The 21195-nt window shown below is 62.7% G+C and carries 19 protein-coding genes; 7 read left to right on the top strand and 12 right to left on the bottom strand.

What is annotated here, in order from left to right; translation table 11 throughout:
* Nucleotides 1–26: 26 nt before the first annotated feature.
* Nucleotides 27–482, top strand: a complete 456-nt coding sequence (locus IVA80_RS22595; RefSeq protein ID WP_247435435.1) for a cupin domain-containing protein — start codon at nt 27–29, stop codon at nt 480–482.
* A gap of 9 nt (nt 483–491) precedes the next feature.
* On the opposite strand, the gene IVA80_RS22590 is transcribed toward IVA80_RS22595, so the two are convergent.
* From IVA80_RS22590 to IVA80_RS22575, 4 genes are all read right to left on the bottom strand, one after another.
* Nucleotides 492–1742: a flavin-dependent oxidoreductase gene (locus IVA80_RS22590; protein WP_247435432.1), complete on the bottom strand. Its 1251-nt coding sequence runs from the start codon at nt 1740–1742 to the stop codon at nt 492–494.
* Between the two features lie 55 nt (nt 1743–1797).
* On the bottom strand, nt 1798–4149 hold the full coding sequence (locus IVA80_RS22585) for a bifunctional salicylyl-CoA 5-hydroxylase/oxidoreductase (RefSeq protein ID WP_247435429.1): 2352 nt from the start codon (nt 4147–4149) through the stop codon (nt 1798–1800).
* A 97-nt stretch (nt 4150–4246) separates the two neighbouring features.
* On the bottom strand, nt 4247–5083 hold the full coding sequence (locus IVA80_RS22580) for an enoyl-CoA hydratase family protein (RefSeq protein ID WP_247435426.1): 837 nt from the start codon (nt 5081–5083) through the stop codon (nt 4247–4249).
* 43 nt (nt 5084–5126) lie between these two features.
* The gene (locus IVA80_RS22575; RefSeq protein ID WP_247435422.1) at nt 5127–5888 is read right to left on the bottom strand and encodes an SDR family oxidoreductase; all 762 of its coding nucleotides are present in this window, start codon (nt 5886–5888) and stop codon (nt 5127–5129) included.
* Between the two features lie 214 nt (nt 5889–6102).
* On the opposite strand from IVA80_RS22575, the gene IVA80_RS22570 reads away from it, so the two are divergent.
* The 5 genes from IVA80_RS22570 to IVA80_RS22550 are packed head-to-tail and all read left to right on the top strand — an operon-like array spanning nt 6103 to nt 11821.
* Complete coding sequence (locus IVA80_RS22570) at nt 6103–6900, top strand: alpha/beta hydrolase (protein ID WP_247435419.1); 798 nt, start codon at nt 6103–6105, stop codon at nt 6898–6900.
* Nucleotides 6901–6912: 12 nt separating this feature from the next.
* Entirely contained in the window at nt 6913–8202 is a 1290-nt protein-coding gene (locus tag IVA80_RS22565) for an acyl-CoA dehydrogenase family protein (protein ID WP_247435416.1), read from the top strand.
* Between the two features lie 2 nt (nt 8203–8204).
* A complete protein-coding gene (locus tag IVA80_RS22560; RefSeq protein WP_247435413.1) occupies nt 8205–9740 on the top strand; it encodes a long-chain fatty acid--CoA ligase in 1536 nt (511 codons plus the stop codon).
* Entirely contained in the window at nt 9737–10825 is a 1089-nt protein-coding gene (locus tag IVA80_RS22555; RefSeq protein ID WP_247435410.1) for an NAD/NADP-dependent octopine/nopaline dehydrogenase family protein, read from the top strand. The genes IVA80_RS22560 and IVA80_RS22555 overlap by 4 nt, the downstream gene beginning before the upstream one ends.
* A gap of 3 nt (nt 10826–10828) precedes the next feature.
* The gene (locus tag IVA80_RS22550; RefSeq protein WP_247435407.1) at nt 10829–11821 is read left to right on the top strand and encodes a 3-hydroxybutyryl-CoA dehydrogenase; all 993 of its coding nucleotides are present in this window, start codon (nt 10829–10831) and stop codon (nt 11819–11821) included.
* Here IVA80_RS22550 and IVA80_RS22545 read toward each other — a convergent pair.
* The 6 genes from IVA80_RS22545 to IVA80_RS22520 all read right to left on the bottom strand — a co-directional run bounded on the left by IVA80_RS22545 (nt 11818) and on the right by IVA80_RS22520 (nt 18177).
* Nucleotides 11818–12864, bottom strand: coding sequence for a peptidase M29 (locus tag IVA80_RS22545; RefSeq protein WP_247435404.1), 1047 nt, complete (start codon nt 12862–12864; stop codon nt 11818–11820). The genes IVA80_RS22550 and IVA80_RS22545 overlap by 4 nt on opposite strands.
* Before the next feature lie 38 nt (nt 12865–12902).
* The gene (locus IVA80_RS22540; RefSeq protein ID WP_247435401.1) at nt 12903–13670 is read right to left on the bottom strand and encodes an ABC transporter permease subunit; all 768 of its coding nucleotides are present in this window, start codon (nt 13668–13670) and stop codon (nt 12903–12905) included.
* Nucleotides 13667–14452, bottom strand: a complete 786-nt coding sequence (locus IVA80_RS22535) for an ABC transporter permease (RefSeq protein ID WP_247435398.1) — start codon at nt 14450–14452, stop codon at nt 13667–13669. The genes IVA80_RS22540 and IVA80_RS22535 overlap by 4 nt, the downstream gene beginning before the upstream one ends.
* Nucleotides 14449–15294 (bottom strand): ABC transporter ATP-binding protein, encoded by an 846-nt coding sequence (locus IVA80_RS22530; RefSeq protein ID WP_247435395.1) that lies wholly within the window; start codon nt 15292–15294, stop codon nt 14449–14451. The genes IVA80_RS22535 and IVA80_RS22530 overlap by 4 nt, the downstream gene beginning before the upstream one ends.
* 123 nt (nt 15295–15417) lie before the next feature.
* The gene (gene ilvD, locus IVA80_RS22525; protein WP_247435393.1) at nt 15418–17112 is read right to left on the bottom strand and encodes a dihydroxy-acid dehydratase; all 1695 of its coding nucleotides are present in this window, start codon (nt 17110–17112) and stop codon (nt 15418–15420) included.
* 81 nt (nt 17113–17193) lie between these two features.
* Nucleotides 17194–18177, bottom strand: a complete 984-nt coding sequence (locus IVA80_RS22520) for an ABC transporter substrate-binding protein (RefSeq protein WP_247435390.1) — start codon at nt 18175–18177, stop codon at nt 17194–17196.
* Between the two features lie 164 nt (nt 18178–18341).
* Here IVA80_RS22520 and IVA80_RS22515 point away from each other — a divergent pair, with 164 nt between their 5' ends.
* The gene (locus IVA80_RS22515) at nt 18342–19250 is read left to right on the top strand and encodes an NAD(P)-dependent oxidoreductase (RefSeq protein WP_247435387.1); all 909 of its coding nucleotides are present in this window, start codon (nt 18342–18344) and stop codon (nt 19248–19250) included.
* 24 nt (nt 19251–19274) lie between these two features.
* Here IVA80_RS22515 and IVA80_RS22510 read toward each other — a convergent pair whose 3' ends face one another.
* Together IVA80_RS22510 and IVA80_RS22505 are read right to left on the bottom strand one after the other, a co-directional pair.
* Nucleotides 19275–19838 carry a flavin reductase family protein gene (locus tag IVA80_RS22510; protein WP_247435384.1) on the bottom strand — a complete coding sequence of 188 codons (564 nt, stop codon included), beginning with the start codon at nt 19836–19838 and terminating at the stop codon, nt 19275–19277.
* Nucleotides 19839–19847: 9 nt separating this feature from the next.
* Nucleotides 19848–21077: an acyl-CoA dehydrogenase family protein gene (locus IVA80_RS22505; protein WP_346348013.1), complete on the bottom strand. Its 1230-nt coding sequence runs from the start codon at nt 21075–21077 to the stop codon at nt 19848–19850.
* Nucleotides 21078–21195 lie beyond the last annotated feature (118 nt).

Raw genomic sequence — 21195 nt, 5'->3', positions numbered from 1 at the left:
GCACGTCGCGTTGAGGGAGGATCACAATGAAGAGCGAAATCACCGGCATCACACGGGCCAATGAGGGGATCCAGGGCATTTCCTGGAACATCCTCGGCCAGACCTATGTGCCGAAGAGCAATACCGAGCACAGCTTCTCCTGGCACGCGACACTGCCGCCGGGCACATTCGTGCCGCCGCACATCCATCCCGACCAGGATGAGTATCTCTACATGCTCGAGGGAAAGCTTGATTTCATGCTCGGCAATTCGGAGTCGCAGGCGGCCGCGGGCGACCTGATCCGCCTTGGCATGGGTGTACCGCACGGCATCTTCAACAAGTCGGAGCAGACCGCAAAAGTGCTGTTCTGGGTGTCGCCGACCCGCAAGCTGTTCGACCTGTTCTGGGGCCTTCACAACATGAAGGAACAGAAGCCAGAGGACGTGTTGGCGATGGCCGCCGAGTTCAACATCCACTTCCTGCCGCCGCCTTCCGGCGGCTAGCAGCGCAGCTCAAGCCCTCACCGCCGCAAGTCCCGGCACTGCCGCGAAGCCCGCCTTGCTGGCGTAGCCGCGCACGATGGCCTCGCGCTGGGAATAGCTCAGCACGTTGTCGACATTGTCGAAACCGTCAGGCGCGAGCTGCTCGATGGCGTCGATGACGCCCTCGGGGCCGCCGCGCCGGTTGGAGCGGACGATGTCCGCGGTCATCGGCAGGCGCTTCTTCTCGTATTCAACCAACGCCTGGCGCGGATGCTCGGCCCGCACCAGCGCGTCGGCGAGGCAGCGCGCATCAAGGATCGCCTGCGAGGCGCCATTGGAGCCAACCGGATACATCGGATGCGCGGCATCGCCGAGCAGCGTGACGCGCCCGGACGACCAATAGGGCAACGGATCGCGGTCGCAGGTCGGATACTCGTAGAACTCGGGCGTGGCCGAGATCAGGCTCTTCACGTCGATATAGGGCACCGAAAAGCGCGCCACATGCGGCATCAGCTCCTCGCGCCGGCCCGGCCGCGACCAGTCTTCCTTCCGAGGCGGCGGGGCATTGCCCTCGCCGACCTTCACCAGCACCGCCCAGTTGGTGAGACGGCTCGCTGGGCTCGATCCCTCCGCGATCGGATAGATCACCACCTTGGCGTTGAGGCCGCCCGCGACGATCATCGACTTGCCGGTGAGGAACAGCGGCCAATCCCGCGCACCGCGCCACAGCATCAGGCCGTTCCAGCACGGCGGTCCTTCGTTCGGGAACAGCGTATCGCGCACGCGCGAATGGATGCCATCAGCGCCGATCAGGATATCTCCGCGCGCAGTGTGGATGTGAGCACCCGAGCGATCGAAGAAATAGGCGGTGACGCCGCCCTCGTCCTGCGTGAAAGCGCCGAGCCGGCAGCCGGTGTGGATTGCTTCGGGTCCGAGCCGCTCCTCGACAGCGCAATGGATGACGCCCTGAAGCCGGCCACGGTGGATCGAGAATTGCGGCACATCGTAACCGGCGTCGATGCCACGGGCTTCGCGCCAGACCTCCTGGCCGTGCCGATTAAGGTAGTAGAGTTGGTCGGTGCGGATCGCGACGTCGTCGAGCCTCTGCAACAGGCCGAGACCTGCCAGCTCACGCATGGCATGCGGCAGCGTGTTGATGCCGACGCCAAGCTCGCGGATGGTATCCGCCTGTTCGAAAATCTCACAACCGATGCCACGCGAGCGCAGCATCAACGCCGTGGTGAGACCACCGATACCGCCACCGACGATAATCGCCTTCATCGCCCTAACTCCACTCGAAATACACCAGGCAATGGGGTTAAAGTCGCACGGGCAGTCACTCGGCCGCAAGCGGCTTTGTCGCCTCCGCTTTGAGCTCGGCCCGGGTCTTGGGCTTAGCCTTAATTCTCAGCTCCTCGAGATCCTGCCGATCGCGCACGCTGTTGCGGAAAATCTGATCTTTTCCGGGAAGATATTGCGGCGGACAGAATGCATCGTTTGCCCCGTACCAGGCCGCCGCCTTCATGGTGAAGAAGGGGTCCACCAGATGAGGCCGGCCAAGCGCCACGAGGTCCGCCCGACCGGCGGCCAAAATAGTGTTGGCCTGGTCCGCGGTCGTGATATTGCCGACACACATGGTGGCGACGCGCGCCTCGTTGCGAACCTGGTCGGAAAACGGCGTTTGGAACATGCGCCCATAGACCGGCTGCGCATCGCGGACCGTCTGACCGGTCGAAACGTCGACAAGGTCGACACCGGCCTCGGCAAAGGCGCGCGCGATCCCCACTGCATCGTCGCCGGTGACGCCGCCGTCAACCCAGTCGGTTGCGGAAATGCGCACCGACATCGGCTTGTGCGACGGCCACACGGCCCGCAACGCCTCGAAGATTTCGAGCGGAAAGCGCAGGCGGTTTTCGAGTGAACCTCCATAGTCGTCCGTGCGGGTGTTTGTCAGCGGGGAGATGAAACTTGCAAGCAGATAACCATGAGCGCAGTGCAGCTCCAACATGTCGAAGCCGCAGCGCTGGCCTCGCTCCGCCGCAGCGACGAAAGAGTCTCTCACGGCGTTCATGCCGGCACGGTCGAGCTCGCGCGGTACCTGACTGTCCGGGAAATAGGGCAGCGGCGATGCCGAGAACACCTCCCAGCCGCCCTCGTCCAGGGGACGATCCATGCCGTCCCACATCAACTTGGTCGCGCCCTTGCGGCCGGCATGCCCTAGTTGCAGGCAGATTTTTGCCGCCGAGTTGTCATGGACGAAATCCACGATGCGCCGCCAAGACGCCTCCTGCTCGTCGTTCCAAAGGCCGGCGCAGCCGGGCGTGATGCGGGCATCGCGGCTGATGCAGGTCATCTCCGTGAAGATCAGGCCGGCGCCACCGATTGCGCGCGAGCCATAGTGCACCAGATGGAAGTCGGTCGGCACGCCTTCATTCGCGGAATACATGCACATCGGCGACACTACCGCGCGATTGGCGATCTCCATCTCACGCAGCCTGAATGGCTGGAACAGCGGCACAATCGGCTTATGGGTGTCAACGTCGAAGCCGCTGTCGCGAACCTGCTTGGCAAACGACTTCTCGACCTCAGCAACGAAATCCGGAGCGCGGAGCTTGAGGTTGTCATAGGTGATCGCCTTCGACCTCGTCATCACGCCAAAGGCGAACTGCACGGGATCAAAATCCCAGAAGCGGTCGACATGTTCGAACCAGACCAGCGAGACGTCCGCGGCGTGCTGGATTTTTTCGACCTCCTCACGGCGGCCGTGCTCATAGAGTTCAAGCGCCGCTTTGATGCTGGACGCCTCCTCCATTGCATCGGCCAGGGCGATTGCGTCTTCCATCGCGAGTTTGGTGCCGGAGCCGATCGAGAAATGTGCGCTCGCCTTGGCGTCTCCGAGCAGCACCATGTTGTCCTTGACCCAGCGCTTGCTGCGGATCATCGGAAAATTGCGCCACATTGACCGGTTGGTGAGCAGCTTGTGCCCGTCGAGGAACCAGCCAAAAATCTCGGCCATCCGCGCGGCAGATTGAGTCTCATTCAGCCCCGTCAGCCCTGCCCGCGCGAACGTCTCCGGATCAGTCTCGAAAATCCAGGTCGAGTGTCCGGCTTCATACTGATAGGCGTGAGCAATGAACGGGCCCCACTCGGTCTCCTGAAAGATGAACGTGAAGGCATCGAGTGGTCTGGTCGATCCCATCCATGCGAACTTGTTGGAGCGGAGGTCTACCTCCGGCTGGAAGTGCTCGACATATTTTTCGCGGAAGCGGCTGTTGATGCCATCCGCGAGCAGGACGAGATCGGCGTCGGCGAAGCGGGACTCGTCGTCAATGTCCACCTCGAAATGCAGGACGACGCCGAGCTCCCGCGCCCGCTCCTGGAGAATCAGGAGCAGTTTCAGCCGCGAGCAGCCGCAAAAGCCGTTGCCGCCGACCCGGTGCACCGTGCCACGGAAGTGCACGGCGATGTCATCCCAATAGGCGAATTCCTGGGTGATACGGCGATAGCTCGGAAGATCGTGCTTTTCAAAGTTGTCGAGCGTGGCGTCGGAAAACACCACACCGAAGCCGAAAGTGTCGTCGGCGCGGTTGCGCTCATACACCGTGATTTCGGCGCGCGGACGCTGCTTTCTGAGCAGGATGGCTGCGTAGAGACCCGCAGGTCCGCCACCGATGATCGCGACTTTCATGGGGCCTCGCCAATTCAATCGGCTATGAAACTATTTTAAGCCTAAAATAATTTCGCGCAAGCCCCCGTTGTCGGCCAGGGCGCGGAAAGTCGACAGGCTAATCGCCCCTGAAGACCGGCTTGACCTTGTTGGCGAAGGCCTCGAAGGCGCGTTCGAAGTCGGCCGTGGTCATACACAGGGCTTGGGCAATAGCCTCCGCCTCGATCGCCTCCTCCACCGACATCGCCCATTCCATCGCCAGCATCCGCTTGGTCATCGTGTTGGCGAAGGTCGGCCCTTCGGCAATCTGCTTGGCCAGCAGCTGCGCCTGGGCCAGCACCTGCTCCGGCGTCACAATGCGGCTGAAGAAACCCCAGCGCTCGCCCTCCTCCGCGGTCATGAACCGGCCGGTGTAGAGCAGCTCGGAGGCGCGGGACTGTCCGATGATCCTCGGCAGGATCGCGCAGGCGCCCATGTCGCAGCCGGCAAGCCCCACCTTGTTGAAGAGGAATGCGACCTTGGCCGCGCTCGCCGCCAGCCGCAGGTCAGACGCCATGGCGATGATCGCGCCCGCGCCGGCGCAGATCCCCTCCACGGCGGCAACGATTGGCTGCGGGCAGGCCCGCATCGCCTTGACGAGGTCACCCGTCATCCGCGTAAAGGCGGTCAGCCCCTTGGTGTCCATTTTCACGAGCGGACCAATGATCTCGAACACATCGCCGCCGGACGAGAAGTTGGCCCCGGCGCCGGTGACGACGATAGACTTCACGTCGTCGTCGAACGCGCAGGCGCGGAAGAAATCGGTCAGTTCCCGGTAGCTCTCAAAAGTCAGCGGGTTCTTTCGTTCGGGACGATTGAGCCTGACTGTCGCAACACCATCGACCACGGCCAGCAGGAAGTGCTGCGGCGAATAGTCCGCCAGCGGCACGGTCACGAGATTGGCTGGTCTGCTCATGCGATCTCCTTAAGCTCATTGTTCCGCGCCTGCGCCAAGCACGCTAGATCTCGCCGCCGGCAACCGCGATCGCTTGTCCTGTGATCGCACCAGCGCCCTCGCCGCACAACCAAAGCACGGCGTCTGCCACCTCTTGAGGCGTGATCAGCCGTCCCTGCGGATTGTGCTGCGCGAGCTCGGCGATCGCCTGCTCGCGGCTCCTGCCGGTCTTCTTCATGATGTTCTCGATGCTGCCGGCGACGAGATCGGTATCGGTGAAACCAGGGCAGACCGCGTTCACGGTCACGTTGCTTCCGGCCATCTCGAGCGCAAGCGAACGGACGAGACCGACCACGGCGTGCTTGGCGGCCGTGTAGGCGCTGACATAAGCATAACCCTTGAGCCCGGCCGTCGATGCAATTGCGACAATGCGGCCATAGGGGCGATCCTTCATCCCTGGCAGCACGCCACGGATGGCATGGACCACGCCCATGAAGTTGACGTCCATCATGCGGCTAAAGAGAGCGCTATCCGATTTCGCGAATGGCGCCGATTCAGCGCTGCCCGCATTGGCAATCAGGATGTCGATCGGCTTCCGCGCACTGGCTTCAGCGATGGCGGCCTTCAACGACGCTTCATCGGAGACGTCGGCAACAGCTGCAAAATGCGCCGCGCCTGCGTGGACAGCCTCTGCGAGAGTTGCTGCATTCCGGCCAAGCACGGTTACGGTGGCACCGGCGCCGACGAGAGAAGCAGCTATTGCGTGGCCGATGCCGCGACCGCCACCGGTCACCAGCGCGTGCGGCGAGTGCGGCAATCCGGACATGCGCTGGCTCCCAGAAATCTGCTGATCGTTCTTCCGATATATTTTAACCTTCAAGTTTTTGCAATGAAGGCGCCGATCGACGCCGCGAACGCCATCGCGCCAGAGACCGGCCCGAAAATTGCTTTAAGTATAAAATTATCTCTTCCCATCCCTCACAGGCCTGTTAGCATCGCGGGGCCCAGCCAAAGGATGTCGCGTGTCGCAGCCTTCGCCAATGATAACAAAAGACGGACGCTTTGCCTATGAAGCCGCGGGCGATCCGAACGCGACACCCCTGATTTTCCTGCATGGCATCGGCGGCGCGGCGCGGGCTTGGCGGCATCAGCTTGCCACATTTGGCGACCGCTTCCACGCGATCGCGTGGGACATGCCGGGCTACGGTGGATCGGCTCCGCTCGCCAGTGTCAGCATCGCTGCCCTGGCGGATGCGCTCCAGCAATTCATTGAGCAGCTTAGTGCGAACAGGCCAATTCTGGTCGGCCATTCGATCGGCGGCATGATCGTCCAGAAATCGCTGGCGCAATCTCCGAAACTGGCGCGCGCGGTCGTCCTTGCGCAGACCAGCCCAGCCTTCGGCAGGGCCGACGGAGACTGGCAGAAATCGTTCATCGCGGCGCGGCTTGAGCCGCTCGATCGCGGCGAGACGATGAAGTCGCTGGCACCCTCCCTGGTGAAGGAGCTGGTCGGCGACGATCCTGATCCGACGGGAATCGAGCTTGCGCGCGAGTGCATGGGTAGCGTGCCCGAGGCAAGTTATCGCGCCATGATGCTGGCTTTGATCGGCTTCGATCAGCGCAACTCACTCAAGAACATTTCCGTCCCGACGCTGTTGCTGTCCGGGTCCAACGACAACAATGCTCCTGCGCCGATGATGGCGAAGACGGCAACATTCATTCCCTCGGCCGAATATGTCGAGCTGGCTGGCGTCGGCCATCTCGCCAATCTTGAACGCCCTGATGCCTTTGACGAGGCTCTCGGCCGGTTCCTGAACTCCGTCGCCACCAAACCGTAGGGTGACTGCGCAATGACCATGCAAGTCAGCAAGAACATCGGCGCGACCGACAAGGTCGCGCTGGATGCGCCGATCTTCGATCCCGTCGCATTCCGCCTGAGCGACGAGCAGGCCGGCATCATCGCGCGCGCCCGCGAGATCGGTCAGAGTGTGTTCGCCGGTCGCGCCGCAACTTACGATCGCGAGGCGATCTTCCCGACCGAGAATTATCGCGACCTGCATCGGGTCGGCCTGCTCGGCATTGCCGTTCCCAAGAAGCACGGCGGACTCGGCGCGAACTATCAGACATATGCTTTGGCGGCAGCCGAGATCGGCCGCTACTGCGGCGCGACCGCGCTGACCTGGAACATGCACGTCTGCTCGACCCTATGGTCGGGTCCGCTCGCCGACGATCTCGACATGGACGCGGAGACCCGCGCCGAGCACGAACGGCGGCGCGCGGTTCATTACAAGCGCATCGTCGAGGATGGCGCGATCTATTCGCAGCCCTTCTCCGAGGGCGGCGCCGCGGCCGCAGGCGGCGTCGCCTTCGGCACGGAGGCAAAGCCCGCGGAGGGCGGCTGGATCGTCAACGGCAAGAAGATCTTTGCATCGCTTTCCGGTCACGCCGACTATTACGGCGTGCTCTGCACCGAGATCGAGGAAGGCGAGAAGGCTTCGCGCCGCAATACGCTTTACCTCGCCATCCCTGCGAAATCGGAAGGCGTTTCGGTCGTCGGCGACTGGGATCCGCTCGGCATGCGCGCGACGGTCTCGCGGACGCTGCTATTCAAGGACGTGTTCGTGCCGGAGGATTCTGCGCTGATGCCGCGCGGCGTCTACTTCCAGGCTGCGATGCGCTGGCCACACATGTTCCTGACACTGTCGCCAACCTATATGGGCCTGGCGCAAGCCGCCTATGATTTCACCGTGCGCTATCTTCGCGGCGAGGTGCCGGGCATGCCGCCGGTCAAACGCCGGATGTACCCGACCAAGCAGATCACGGTTGCGCAGATGCAGATCAAGCTTGAGCAGATCAAGGCGGTCTGGTTCCAGGCCGTCACCGAGGCTCGCTCTAGTCCAAGCAAGGAGCAGGTGCTGCGCGCCTATGCCGCGCAATATTCGGTGATGGAAGGCGCCAATGAGCTCGCGGCGCTCGCGATCCGCACCTGCGGCGGCCAGTCCATGCTCCGTTCGCTGCCGCTGGAACGGATCTATCGCGACAGCCGCTGCGGCTCGCTGATGCTGCCCTGGACGGCCGAACTCTGCCTCGACCGCATCGGCCGCGAGGCGCTGTACGAGGCCGGCGAGACAGACGACTGACGGTGGACCTCTGCAGTCTGATCGACCGCAATGCGGCGTTCGCGCCAGACAAGACGGCCGTCGCCTTCGAAGGGGAGCGGCTGAGCTATTCCGCATTCGCAGCACGCATCGAGCGGACTGCAACGGCCTTGAAGCAGGAGCTCGGCGTCGGCCGGGGCGACCGCGTCGCGATCCTCAGTTTGAACCGACCGGACTATCTGGTTCTGCTCTACGCGTGCGCGCGGCTCGGCGCGATGCTGGTGCCGCTGAACTGGCGGCTGGCCATCGCCGAGCAGCTCTTCATTCTCACCGATGCGGGCGCCAAGGTGCTGGTGATCGAGCAGGCATTTGAGGGAGTTCTTCCCGAGCTTGCGCAGACTGCACCGGGGACTGCTGTTGTCGGCCTCGATTTCGATCCGCCGCGCGGCACGACGTTCGAAAATCTGCTGGCTCGCAGCGAGGGCACCGGTCCCAATCCGCACGCTGATCTCTCCTGTCCGCTCCTCATTGTCTACACATCAGGAACGACTGGACGGCCCAAAGGCGCGGTGCTGCGGCAGGAGGCGTTGCTCTGGAACGGCGTCATGAGCCAGCACATGCACAACATGACATCCGACGATCACGTGCTGACCGTACTGCCGTTCTTCCATGTCGGCGGCCTCAACATCCAAACCACGCCGGCACTCCAGCTTGGCGCGACCGTCACGATCCACGCCCGCTTCACGCCGGAAACGACACTCGCTGCAGTCGCGCATGACCGGCCAACGCTGACGGTCATGGTGCCAGCAATCATCCAGGCCGTGAGCGAGCATCCCGCCTGGGCTACAGCCGATCTGTCGTCGCTGAAGGCGGTTGCCACCGGTTCGAGCATCGTGCCGCCACACCTAATCGACCGCTTCGTCGCCCGCGGTGTACCGGTGCTTCAGGTCTACGGCTCAACGGAAACCTGCCCCATCGCGGTCTACACCCGGTTTGGCGGCGATCTGTCGCGTACGGGATCAACCGGACTTGCCGGCTTGTGCTGTGAGGCAAAGGTGATCGATCAGACCGGCAACGAGGTGCCGGCGGGCACGTCCGGCGAGATTGCGGTGCGCGGCCCCAACGTGTTCTTCGAATATTGGGGCAATGCAGATGCCACGCGCGATGCGCTGCACGACGGCTGGTATCGCACCGGCGATATCGGCCTGCGCGACGCGGACGGCTATTTCTGGGTCCGCGACCGCAAGAAGAACATGATCATTTCCGGCGGCGAGAACGTTTACCCGGCCGAGGTCGAACGCGTCCTTCTAGAACATCCCGATGTCAGCGAATGCGCCGTGATCGGCCGGCCCGATCCACGCTGGGACGAGGTGCCGATCGCTTATGTCATCCCGCGATTCGGCTGGCGGCCCGAAGCGGACGAGCTGAGAGCGCATCTTCAGGCACAGCTCGCCCGTTACAAGGTTCCGCGCGACATCGTCTTCGTCGCCGACCTGCCGCGCACCGCGCTCGGTAAGGTCCAGCATTTCCTGCTGAAGCAGCTTGATGCGCAGTCGCGCGCGCAAGGAGAAGCATCTTGAAGATTGCGGTTCTGGGTGGGGGAAACGGCTCTTTCGCGGCCGCAGGCGATTTTGCGCTGTCGAGGCACGAGGTCCGGCTCTGGCGCCGCGACGCAGAGCAGGTCGCAGTGCATCGCGCCGCCGGCTCACGCATTGTGGTGAAGGACCACAAGGGCCGTCACGACGTCAAGCTGACGCTGGTGACGACCGATATCGCCGAAGCCGTCAACGGCACGGAGCTGATCCTGTGCCCGGTTCCCGCATTCGCGCAGCCGGATATCGCGCGACTGCTCGCACCGCATTTGCGGGACGAACAAGTCGTATTTCTGCCGCCAGCGACATTCGGCTCGATGATCTTCGCCCAGGCTGCGAGGGACGCCGGCAACCCTGCAAAAGCGAGCTTTGCCGAGACCGGGACCTTGCCTTGGCTGACCCGCAAGCACGGGCCATTCGAGGTCGCGATCACCATCCGCGCCAAGCGACTGCCGGTCGGCGTTTTCCCGCTCAATCAGGCGCCGCGTGCACTTGAGGTGATTGGACAGGTTTTTCCCGGCGCGGTCGAGCCGTGCGGAGATGCTCTCTCCGGCGCGCTGATGAACGCAGGCCCGATTATACATCCGCCGCTGATCGTGATGAATGCGGGCCCGATCGAGCATTTCGAGCGGTGGGACATCCACAAGGAAGGAACGCAAGCCGCGATTCGCCGAGTTACGGATGCACTCGACGCCGAGCGGATCGCCGTGCGTGAGGCACTCGGATATGGCGCACCGCATTTTCCGCTCGCCCATCATTATGCGAGGGAAGGCGATATCTGGATGTATGGGCGCGGCTCGCATGACCGGCTGACCGATTCCGGTGACTGGCGCGAGCGGATCGTGCTGAGGGAGCACCGCTACATGCGTGAAGATTTGCGGCTTGGGCTATCGCTGCTGGTCTCCGTCGCCGACCTAGCGGGCGTGGCGACGCCGCTGGCTAGGGCTTTCCTGGCCATCGGCGGTACGATCTGCGGCGAGGATTTTGGGCAGGGCGGCCGAACGCTCGAGACCCTGGGGCTCGGCAATCTCGGCAAGGCCGACCTGCAGACGCTTCTTCGCAAGGGATTTTGACCGATGACGAGCCGAGCCAACATTGCCTGTCTCGGGGCCGGCCGCATGGGCCGCGGCATCGCCGTCGCGTTCGCCTATGCGGGGCATATGGTCGCGATGATCGATGTCAAAGCGCGTTCCGCGGACGAATTCGCCAAGCTGCAAGGGGACGCGCTCGGCGAGGTCAGGAAGACTTTCGCTAGCCTCTCGAAGCTGGGGCTGCTGACCGATGCAGATGTTGATCCGCTCGTCGCACGGGTCTCGGTGGTGCCGGCCAATCAGGGCGGTATAGCGCTATCCAATGCGGGGATAGTCTTTGAGGGGGTCCCCGAAGTCGTAGAGCTAAAGCGGGATGTGCTAGGAGCGGCCTCAAAACAAGTCGGCCCCGATACGATCATCGCATCGACGACGTCGACCATCCTCGTCGACGATCTCTCCGGCGCGATCGTGAATCCCCGCCGCTTCCTCAACGTGCATTGGCTCAACCCGGCCTATCTTATCCCGCTGGTGGAAGTCTCGCCCGGCAAAGCCACCGATCCCGCCATCATCGACGAGGTCAAGGCGCTACTCGAAGGCATTGGCAAGGTGCCGGTGGTTTGCGCGGCGACGCCGGGCTTCATCGTTCCGCGCATCCAAGCGCTGGCGATGAACGAAGCCGCGCGCATGGTCGAGGAAGGCGTCGCCAGCGCCGAGGAGATCGACAAGGCGATCCGCTACGGCTTTGGCTTCCGCTATGCGGTCCTCGGGCTGCTCGAGTTCATCGACTGGGGCGGCGGCGACATCCTCTATTACGCCAGCCGGTATCTCGAAGGCGCGCTCGGCAGCGACCGCTATCGTGCGCCGGAGGTCATCTCGCGGAACATGCACGAGGGCCGGATTGGCCTACGAACGGGCGCAGGCTTTCTCGATTATTCCGGCCTCGACGTCGACGCCTATCGGGCAAAACGGCTTCAAGCCATGGTCGACCTGCTCCGGCACTTCGACCTGGCGCGGCGACCGGTGCTCGATCGCGGCTAGCCGAAGATGTCCTGAAGCACCCCCTCACGCACCACCGTAACGCCATCGAGCTCGATGGTCGTCCCCATCATCGGCAGATCGAAATGGCCCGCCGTGTAACGGCCGGCGAATTCGTTGGCTCCGGTCGAGAACAGGAAATTACCGGAGACAGCGCGAATCTCTGTACCGTTGGTGTCGCGCTGGTCGTACATCGACAGCGCTTCATAGCGGGCGCCAGGGTTCATTCCGAAACCGACATGCGAGACCGCATAGGCCTCGCGATCGCCCCACGCCGCGAGATAGGCGCGCATCATCGCGGCATCCGTGCCCTCGCCTTCCAGCTCTACGACGTAATCGTCCTTCAATGTCATCTTCACGGGAGATGCCAGGTAGCGCTTGAAAGTCAGGTTGACGTCGCCGGGCGCCATCACCAGCGTGCCGTTGATCGTCCCGCTCTTGGGGAAGCTGACGACGATGCCGCCCGGCCAGTGCGCAAGCGTGCCGGGCTTGTCAGTCCAGCCCCAGACGCCGACCGTGGACGCTCCGGCCATGTCCACGTCGAGCGCCGTGCCGGCTTTCGAAGTGACCCGCATCCGCCTGGTCGCACGCAGCATCTTGGCAGCCGCGCGAACACGCTTCTCGAGCGCAGGGTCCGGCACCATCCGCTCCAGTGCTTCGGGATGCTCGTTCGAAATCACCAGGATCCGTGCACCGGCCTTCAGGATCTCGGGTGTCTCCACGGCATGCATCAGACCTTCGATAGTGCAATCCACGACAAAGCCGGCCTGCTGAAGTGCAGTGATGACCGGACCAAGTTTTTGGATCGCCTCACTCGCTCCCGTTGAGCGAACCGGCACGATATTCCGGTTACGCGGCGTCGGCATCACCACATGAAACGGCCGCGCTCCCATCCGCAGCAGCGCGAGCTCTGCCAGGTGAACGTTCAACGCACGCGACTGGGTCTCCGAGAGGATCGCCGCGGTATCGCCGGCCTTGACGGCGCATCGCTCAAAAATCTCGCAAAATGCGTCGATCCATTTTGCCTCGATGCGATCAGCCAGCATGGTTCACTCCCGATCTTCTGGTTTCTTGTTCAGTCAGATCACGCTTCGGGGAAGCCGCGCAAGAGATACGACCGTACGGCGCCCAGCAAGCCATTCAGGATCAACCCCAACAGCGAGATCGTGATCAGCGGTACGAACATGTCGACGGCCTGAAAGGTTCGGGCCGCCGTCACCAGCGCATGCCCCAACCCGTCCGTCGAGGTGATCATCTCGGCCAGAAACACCACGATGCAGGAAATGACAAGGCCGATCCGGCAACCGGTCAGGATCGACGGCATCGCCGCCGGCAACACCACCTTAAACAAGATTTGATAGCGCGGCGTTCCCGCCGCCATGGCCGACCAGATCAGCTTCTGCTCGACGGTCGATGCGCCGTAGTAGGTGGACAGCAGAATGGGAAAGAGAGCGTCTGCCGCCACCAGCGTGATCTTCGATCCGTGGCCGAAGCCGAGCAGAAGCAGCAGCGCCGGATAGAGCGCCACCTTGGGCAATGGCGCGAGTACCCGCACGATCGGTCGAACCACGGCGTTGATTGCCGGATTCGCCGCAGCTGCGATGCCAATGCTGACTCCGAGCACGACCGCGATCGCAAAGCCTGCGAAGAGCCGGAACAGGGTTGCCGCGATCTCCTGCTGGTATGTCCACGTCACCAGCTGCTGGAGCAGCCGGCTGAAGACGAATCCCGGCGGCGGCAGCAAAACCGCAGGCGCAAAGCCGAATGACACGAGGCCTTGCCAAATCGCAATTACCAGCGCGATTGGCGCCAGCCCGAGGATCACATGTGTTGAGGACAAGCGCGATGTCATGAGAAGCTCAGCGGCATGTCGAACTGAGGCTCGGACCAGCGCACCAGCCGTGCGCGGACCCGCTCGAAAATCGCATCGAGGCAGATTCCCATCGCTCCGACGATGATGATCATCGCGAAGACGGTGTCGTATTGGCCCATGTCCAGCGCGTTGAACAGGATGTTGCCGGCGCCGGACTGGCGGGCGATCATCTCGCTGGTGATCATCGTGATCAGCGCCAGCACCAGACCTGTGCGACATCCGGTCAGGATCTCTGGCAGTGCCGCCGGCAGCACGATCCGCACCAGTCTTTGCACCGGCGAAAGTCCCATCGCGGCGCTCGACCACAGCATCTTCTCCTCGACAGCCTTGGCGCCCTCAAAGCTGTGATAGATCACGGGGAGGCTGACGCCGAGGAAGATCACCAGCGTCTTCGTGATGTCGCCAACGCCGAGCCAAAGCATGATGATCGGCATCAACGCCGCTTTCGGCACCGGATAGATCACCATCAGGAGCGGATTGAAGAAGGCCGCGACGGCCCGGCTGCGGCCCATCAACAGGCCGAGCGGAATCGAAACGAGCACGGCTACGCCGAACCCGATCGCCATACGGCGGAGCGAGGCCAGGATGTTGATCAGCGACTCCTTGTCGCCAAGAATGTCCGGGACCGCCCGGATCGCCTCAAGCGCGGTGGGAAAGCTGTCGTTCTTAAGCGCGAGCGACGCGACCTGCCATACCGCCAGGAGCCCGATGCAAGCAAACACCGGGGCGGCTCGTCTGGCCAAGGCGCTCGGCGATATCACAACGGTGATCCCGTCTCGTCGACCTCATCGAACATGCGCTCGATATCGACAACGTATTTTTGGTAGCGCGGATCGAGCAGCAGCTCGTTACGGCGGCGCGGCCGCGGAAGATCGATGTCGATGACCTGTCGAATACGGCCTGGCGATTTCGACATCATCACGACCTTGTCGGAGAGGAACACTGCTTCATCGACCGAATGGGTGACGAACAACACGGTCTTGCGGTCACGCTCCCAAATATTCAATAGATCGTTCTGCAGACGCGTCCGGGTATGGGCGTCCAGCGCGCCGAACGGCTCGTCCATCAGCAGGACTTCGGGATGATAGGCAAGCGTCCGAGCGAGCGCCACGCGCTGCTTCATACCGCCCGACAGCTCCTTCGGATAGAAGTTCTCATAGCCCTTGAGGCCGACCATCTCGATCAAGGTCCGGCTCTGTGCTTCTGCCTCGGTGGAGCGCACACCTTGCTGGCGCGGGCCATACATCACGTTGCCCAGCACGGTCTTCCAGGGAAACAGCGCGAATTCCTGGAACACGGGTCCGCGATCCGAACCAGGGCCTGTGATCGCTTGTCCCTTCATCTTCGCCGCGCCGCTGGTGGGGCTGACGAAACCGCCGACGATGTAAAGTAGGGTCGACTTGCCACAGCCGGACGGACCAAGAATAGATACGAAAGCGCCCTCTTCTATCGTCAATGAAATGTCCGATAGTGCCAAATGATCCTTGCGCGCCGAGGTTTGAAAAACCTGCGAGACGCGGTCGATCTCGATGATCGTAGAAGCCGGCTCTTTTGACGTCACCGGTTTCACCCATTCGCTCGATCTCGAAGGCACTACCCTCATCCCGTCTCTCACTTCACTCGCGCGCGACCACCGCATCTAACCTGCTGGATGTCCTCCTTCAGCGCCATGAGCTTAGCAAGAAACCTGCCAGACAGTCCGCCATATTCGCACGGGTGCGGCGCGTCATTCGAACCAGGGCCATTCTGCCGGCCCCTCATGCGTAACGGCTCCGCCCGGAGCCTGGCCAACCAGTCGCGCATACTTTGCAAGCGCACCTGCACGGTGGCGCGGCGGTCGTTGCTTCCAATCGCGCCGTCGCACCGTGAGTTCCTGGTCGTCGACCAGCACATCCATCCGCCGGTTTGCGGCATCAATCCGGACCCTGTCGCCGTCGCGGACAAGCGCCAGAGGGCCGCCGACAAATGCTTCAGGGGACACATAGCCGATGCACATTCCGCGGGTCGCGCCGGAGAACCGGCCGTCGGTGATCAGGGCCACCTTCTCGCCCATGCCCTGCCCATAGATCAGCGCGGTCACACCGAGCATCTCACGCATGCCGGGGCCGCCGACCGGCCCTTCGTTGCGGATCACGAGAACCTCGCCCGCTTTATAGCTGCGGTCACGAACCGCCGCGACGCAGCCTTCCTCATCCTCGAAAACGCGCGCCACGCCTTCGAAAAACTGGCTCTTCAAACCCGCGACCTTAATCACCGCACCATCGGGACAGAGATTGCCCTTCAGCACGGCCACGCCACCGTCGGGCATGATTGGCGCACGGGCGGCGTAAACGACTTCACCATCGGGAGGGTTGGCCGCGCCATATTCTTCGGAAAGTGTGCGCCCCGTGACGGACAAGCAGCTCCCATCGATGTGCCCGCACTGGATCAACTCCCGGATCACGACGGCCGCGCCGCCGATGTCGTAGACATCCTTCGCGGTGTACTTGCCGCCCGGTCGCAAGTTTCCGATCAGCGGCGTTCTTGCAAAGACCTCGCCGACGTCATCGATCGTGAATGCGATCCCGGCCTCATTCGCGATCGCCGGCAGATGCAGCGCCGCGTTGGTCGAGCCGCCCGTCGCCGCAACAATCGCGGCACCGTTCTCGAGGGATTTCCGCGTCACGATGTCGCGCGGCAGCGGTCCGCCGCGTTCCAGCATCTCCATCACCAGGCGCCCGGCGCGGCGCGAGATCTGCGCACGTTCGGCATAAACACCGGGCACCATCGAGACGTTGGGAATGGTCAGCCCCATCGCCTCCGACACCATTCCCATCGTGTTCGCGGTAAACTGGCCGGCGCACGCGCCGATGGTTGGCAGACAAGCCCGCTCGATCCGCTCGAGCGTGGCGCCATCGATCTCTCCGGTCATGTAACTGCCGACGGCTTCATAGGAATCGAGCACCGTCAATGTACGTCCGTCCACGCGACCCGGCAGCGAGCTGCCGCCGTAAATGAAAATGGAGGGCACATTGCAACGAACCATGCCCATCATCACGCCCGGAAGCGTCTTGTCGCATCCGCCGTATCCGATCAGCGCATCGTAGGCGAGACCATGGACGACGGCTTCGATCGAGTCGGCAATGAGCTCCCGCGAAAACAGGGAGAACTTCATCCCTTCGTGATTCATGCTGATGCCGTCAGAGACCGACACGGTCGAGAACTCGCGGGGCGTACCGCCGGCCTCCTCGATGCCGGTCTTGGCCGCCGCCACCTGGAAATCGTGGGTCATGTTGCAGGGCGTCTGCTCGCCCTTCATGCTGACGACGCCCACCATCGGCTTGGCAATTGCGGCGTCGTCGAGACCCATTGCACGCATGAAAGCGCGGTGCGGAGCCCGGTCGAGGCCGTCTGTCGTTATCCGTGATCGCAATTTCTTCATGCGTACATCTTCTTCATGCAACGTCCCGGATCACCCGGGCACGCCGCGACTCCTTGCTCGGATAATTTCGTCCGACCGCGCCTATTCCAGCGGCGCGACGATCGTTGGATGCTTGAACTGCGCGACATCCAGCTTCGGCAACATTCCCGTCTCCGCATAGATGTCGAGCATCTTCTGGATCGCGGGGAAATTCGGCGCCGCACCGGGATCGCGACCGAAATCATTGTCCTTGAGCAGATAGGTCTCGAGAACCGGAATAGGCGCCTTCAGAACTTCATTGACGACCTTCAAGGTCTCTTCGCGGTTGGCCAACGCCTTCTTCATGCCTGACGTGATGTCGCGGACATAGGCTTTGACCGCCTCCGGGTTCTTGTCGACGAAATCGGCACGGCAGGCTTCCAGGATGTGTACGATGTTCGGCATGGCCTGCGACAGCGAGAACAGTTTCCGAGTGCCACCCTTAGCCTCCGCGCGCGCAGCAAACGGCTGGTTCATGTTGACGGCATCGACGCGGCCCTGGCGTAGGGCATCTTCGGAGACCGCAAAACCGACCTCGACGAGCTTGATGTCCTTGGCCGGATCCACACCATTCTGCTTCAGAAGCAGGTTGAACGGCCCTTGCGTGCCGCCGCCGATCACGGAGATGCCGACCGTCTTGCCCTTGAGATCGGCAATCGACTTGATCGGCGAGTCATCCATGACCGCCCAATAGACCGAGAAACCGCCCGGCTTCTCGAAAACGTGCTGCGCCACGATGTAGGCCTTGAGATTACCGCCGACCACGCCGTTGGCGAGCGACAGCGGCGCTTGCGTCGCGCAATCCAGAGCGCCGGCCGCCAATGCCTGCGTCATCGGCGCAGTACCCTGAAATTGGGTCCATTCGATGTTATAGGCCTTGCCGATATTGGGAAACTCAGCCGGCCTGCGCATCATCCAGTACTTGGATTCCTCGGCCGGGATCGTCCAGCCGACGCGGATGGTCTGCTGGGCCCATGACGGGCCTGCCCCCGCGCTCGCGGCCACGGCCGCCCCCAAAGCCAGGATCCACTTCGCAACAGTTCGCATGGTGCCCGCTCCACTGCTCCGGCGCCGACTGGCGCCGCCCAACCCCGACCGCCTCAAATGTTTCATGGTTCAAACAATCAGGCAAGCCATGCGAGCCGGACCGTTTCGCTGTCCGACCTGCGATGTATGGTAAGCGGCGTTCGCGTCGCGAAAGGAGGCAACCTATGGCTGCTGCGAGCAAGACAAACCCGCAAGACGTCGAGAGGCTGGGCTATCTCGGCCTTGGACTGATGGGGACGCCGATGACCCGGCGTTTGCTCAAGGCCGGTCATCAGGTCGCTGTCTGGAATCGTTCGGAGGGCAAGGTGGCTCCGCTCGTCGCGGCCGGCGCCAAGCACGCAGCCACGCCTCGTGACCTGTTGGCGAATGCCGATATCGTCTTCATGTGCGTGACGGATGCCGCCGCCGTCGAAGACGTAATCTTCGGGCCCGAGGGTCTTGCAGCGGTTCCCGGCGCAGGCAAGCTCGTAGTCGACTTCTCGTCGATCCACCCCGACGCCGCGCGCGATCTTGCAGCGCGGCTGAAAGACGCGAATGGCGCGGGTTGGATAGATGCGCCGGTGTCCGGCGGCACCAAAGGCGCAGAGGAAGGCACGCTTGCGATCATGGCTGGCGGAGAAGCAGCTGAGATCGAGCGGGCACGGCCCTATGTGCTGCTCATGGCACGCAGGTTCACCCACATGGGTCCTACCGGCGCCGGCCAGACCACAAAACTCTGCAACCAGGTGATTGTCGGATGCGCGATGGCCGTTCTTGCGGAGGCAACCCGCCTTGCCTTGAATGCAGGAATTGACGCAGGCCGGCTACCCGAGGCGCTCGCCGGCGGCTTTGCGGATTCGATCCCGCTTCAGCTCTTCGTGCCGCGCATGGTCCAGGGCATCCACTCGCCGCCGCTCGGCCACATCGCGACAATGCTCAAAGATCTCGACACGGTCGCCGATGTCGCCCAGGCAACGTCAACGCCGGTGCCGATGGCGACCCTCGCGGGACAGATATTCAGGCTGGCCAAGGCTGCACACGGCGCGGACGCGGACGCTTTGGAAATCTACAAGCTCTCGGCCACAGATCGCTGAGCCGATGAGCGTCCTTGAATCGCGTTATGGCGACTTCTTGCGTTCATCGTCGGCCAGGAACCGGCCATACGCCCCGCGCGCAAACAGCAGGGGCTCTTTGGCATTGTAGGCATAGGCCTCGACCGCGCCGAGAAAGATCACATGATCGCCGCCATAATAGCGATTGACGGACCGGCATTGAAAGCTGGCGACACTCTCGGCAAGCACCGGAGCGTTCCCGAGGCCCGGCGTCCAGTCGACCCCGGCGAACTTGTCCTCGGACGGTTTTGCAAACTTGTTCGCAAGCGCCTGCTGTGAAGTGCCGAGGATGTGAACGGCGAAATGGCTGGCGTTCTGAAACACGGTCAGGCTTGAGGAATAGATGCCGAGGCTCCAGAGGACCAGAGCGGGATTCAGGGAGACCGATGCAAATGAATTGCAGGTGATGCCGTAGGGCTTTCCGTCAGGGGCCATGGCGGTGATGATCGTTACGCCCGTTCCATAAGTACCGAGCGCATTGCGAAAATCGCGGGGATCGATCGGCGAGCTATCGCTCGCGAACTCGTTGGCTGGATCGGCAACGGCCGGCTGCTTCGGCAGATCATTCATCGACCGGCCTCACAGCGTGAGATTTTCGGACGGCAGGCCAAGTGCCACGCGCCCATAATTGGTTCCGGCCGCATCGAAATTGAATGCCAGGTGCGAGTTGATCGCGTGCGCATCGCGGAATTGCCGCTGCAGCACGCCCGTCGTGAACAAGCCGCGCGCGCCGCTCGCGGCAAACAGCATCGAGACCGCATCCGTGCACAAGTTCACTGAAAAAGCCCCATCGCGCCGGTACCTGGTCTTGGTCGCCATATCGGGGATATGCCCCCGCCGTGCATCCTCCATGGCATTCAGACAGGCCGAGCGCATGATCAAGCGTGCAGCGTCGATCTTCGCCGAGGCCTCGGCGATCTTGATCTGGGTGCTTTGAAAGTCGCTTAGCCTGGCGCCGTTGTAGGTGGAAATGCGATGACGCGCGACCTCCGCATAGTCGTCGAGGCATGCTTGCGCATTTCCGAGCGCAACGCCGGACAGGACGTAGGGAAAGAGCGAAAACACAGGTAGGGTATACGACGGATTGGAATTGACTCTGCTTCCAGGCGTCGGGCCGCCGGCAAGATCGCCGACTGCGAGCGTCATGTAGTCGGGCACAAAGGCATCCTTGACCTCGACGTCGCAGGAGCCTGTCCCGCGCAGCCCCGCGACATTCCAGGTGTCGAGCACCTTGTAGTCGCCTTTCGGCAGCAGAAAGATTCGATACTCGACGCCGTCTGCTTCGTCGTCAGAATAGACAACGCTTGCGAGCATGTTCCATTCGCAGGAGGCAACGCCCGAGGAGAACGGCCAGCTTCCGTGCAACTTGTATCCGCCATAGACCCTCGTGGCGCGACCCGCCGGAAAAATGAATGAGGACGCAATCAGCACGTCGGGATCATGGCCCCAGACCCGATCCTGCGCCTTCTGCTCGAACATGCCGAGCATCCAGTGATGGCTCGCCAGATTGGCAAGATTCCAGGCAACCGACGCGTCTGCTCGCCCAAGCAGATCGGCACAGTCGACGAGCGCGACATAATCAAGTTCGGCGCCGCCGATGCGCTTTGGTTGGAGCATACGGAACAGGCCCGCGTCGTGCAGATCCTGTTCAGTTTCCGGCGGAAGCTGCCGTAGTTCCTCGGTCCGCGCCGCGCGCTCTCGCAGCCGCGGCATGAGCGCCCGGGCCTTCGCGATCATTGCCGCATAGGCAGGTTCGCCGGGTTCCGGACCTGTGGGCTGGTCCATGCTCGGCTCTTGACCAGGCGCCATTCGTGTCCCTCGGTTTGACCTAGACGATCGTTTCCTTGATTCGAATCATATTCAGGCGGCCTCGGCAAGTTTGTAGGACCAGGTATGGATGACCGGATGGCGGTTGACGTCGTCGATG

This window comes from Bradyrhizobium sp. 139, assembly GCF_023074175.1.
Taxonomy (GTDB): Bacteria; Pseudomonadota; Alphaproteobacteria; order Rhizobiales; family Xanthobacteraceae; genus Bradyrhizobium.
The sequence above is the reverse complement of the archived record's forward strand: the minus strand, read 5'-3'. Positions and strand labels throughout refer to the sequence as shown.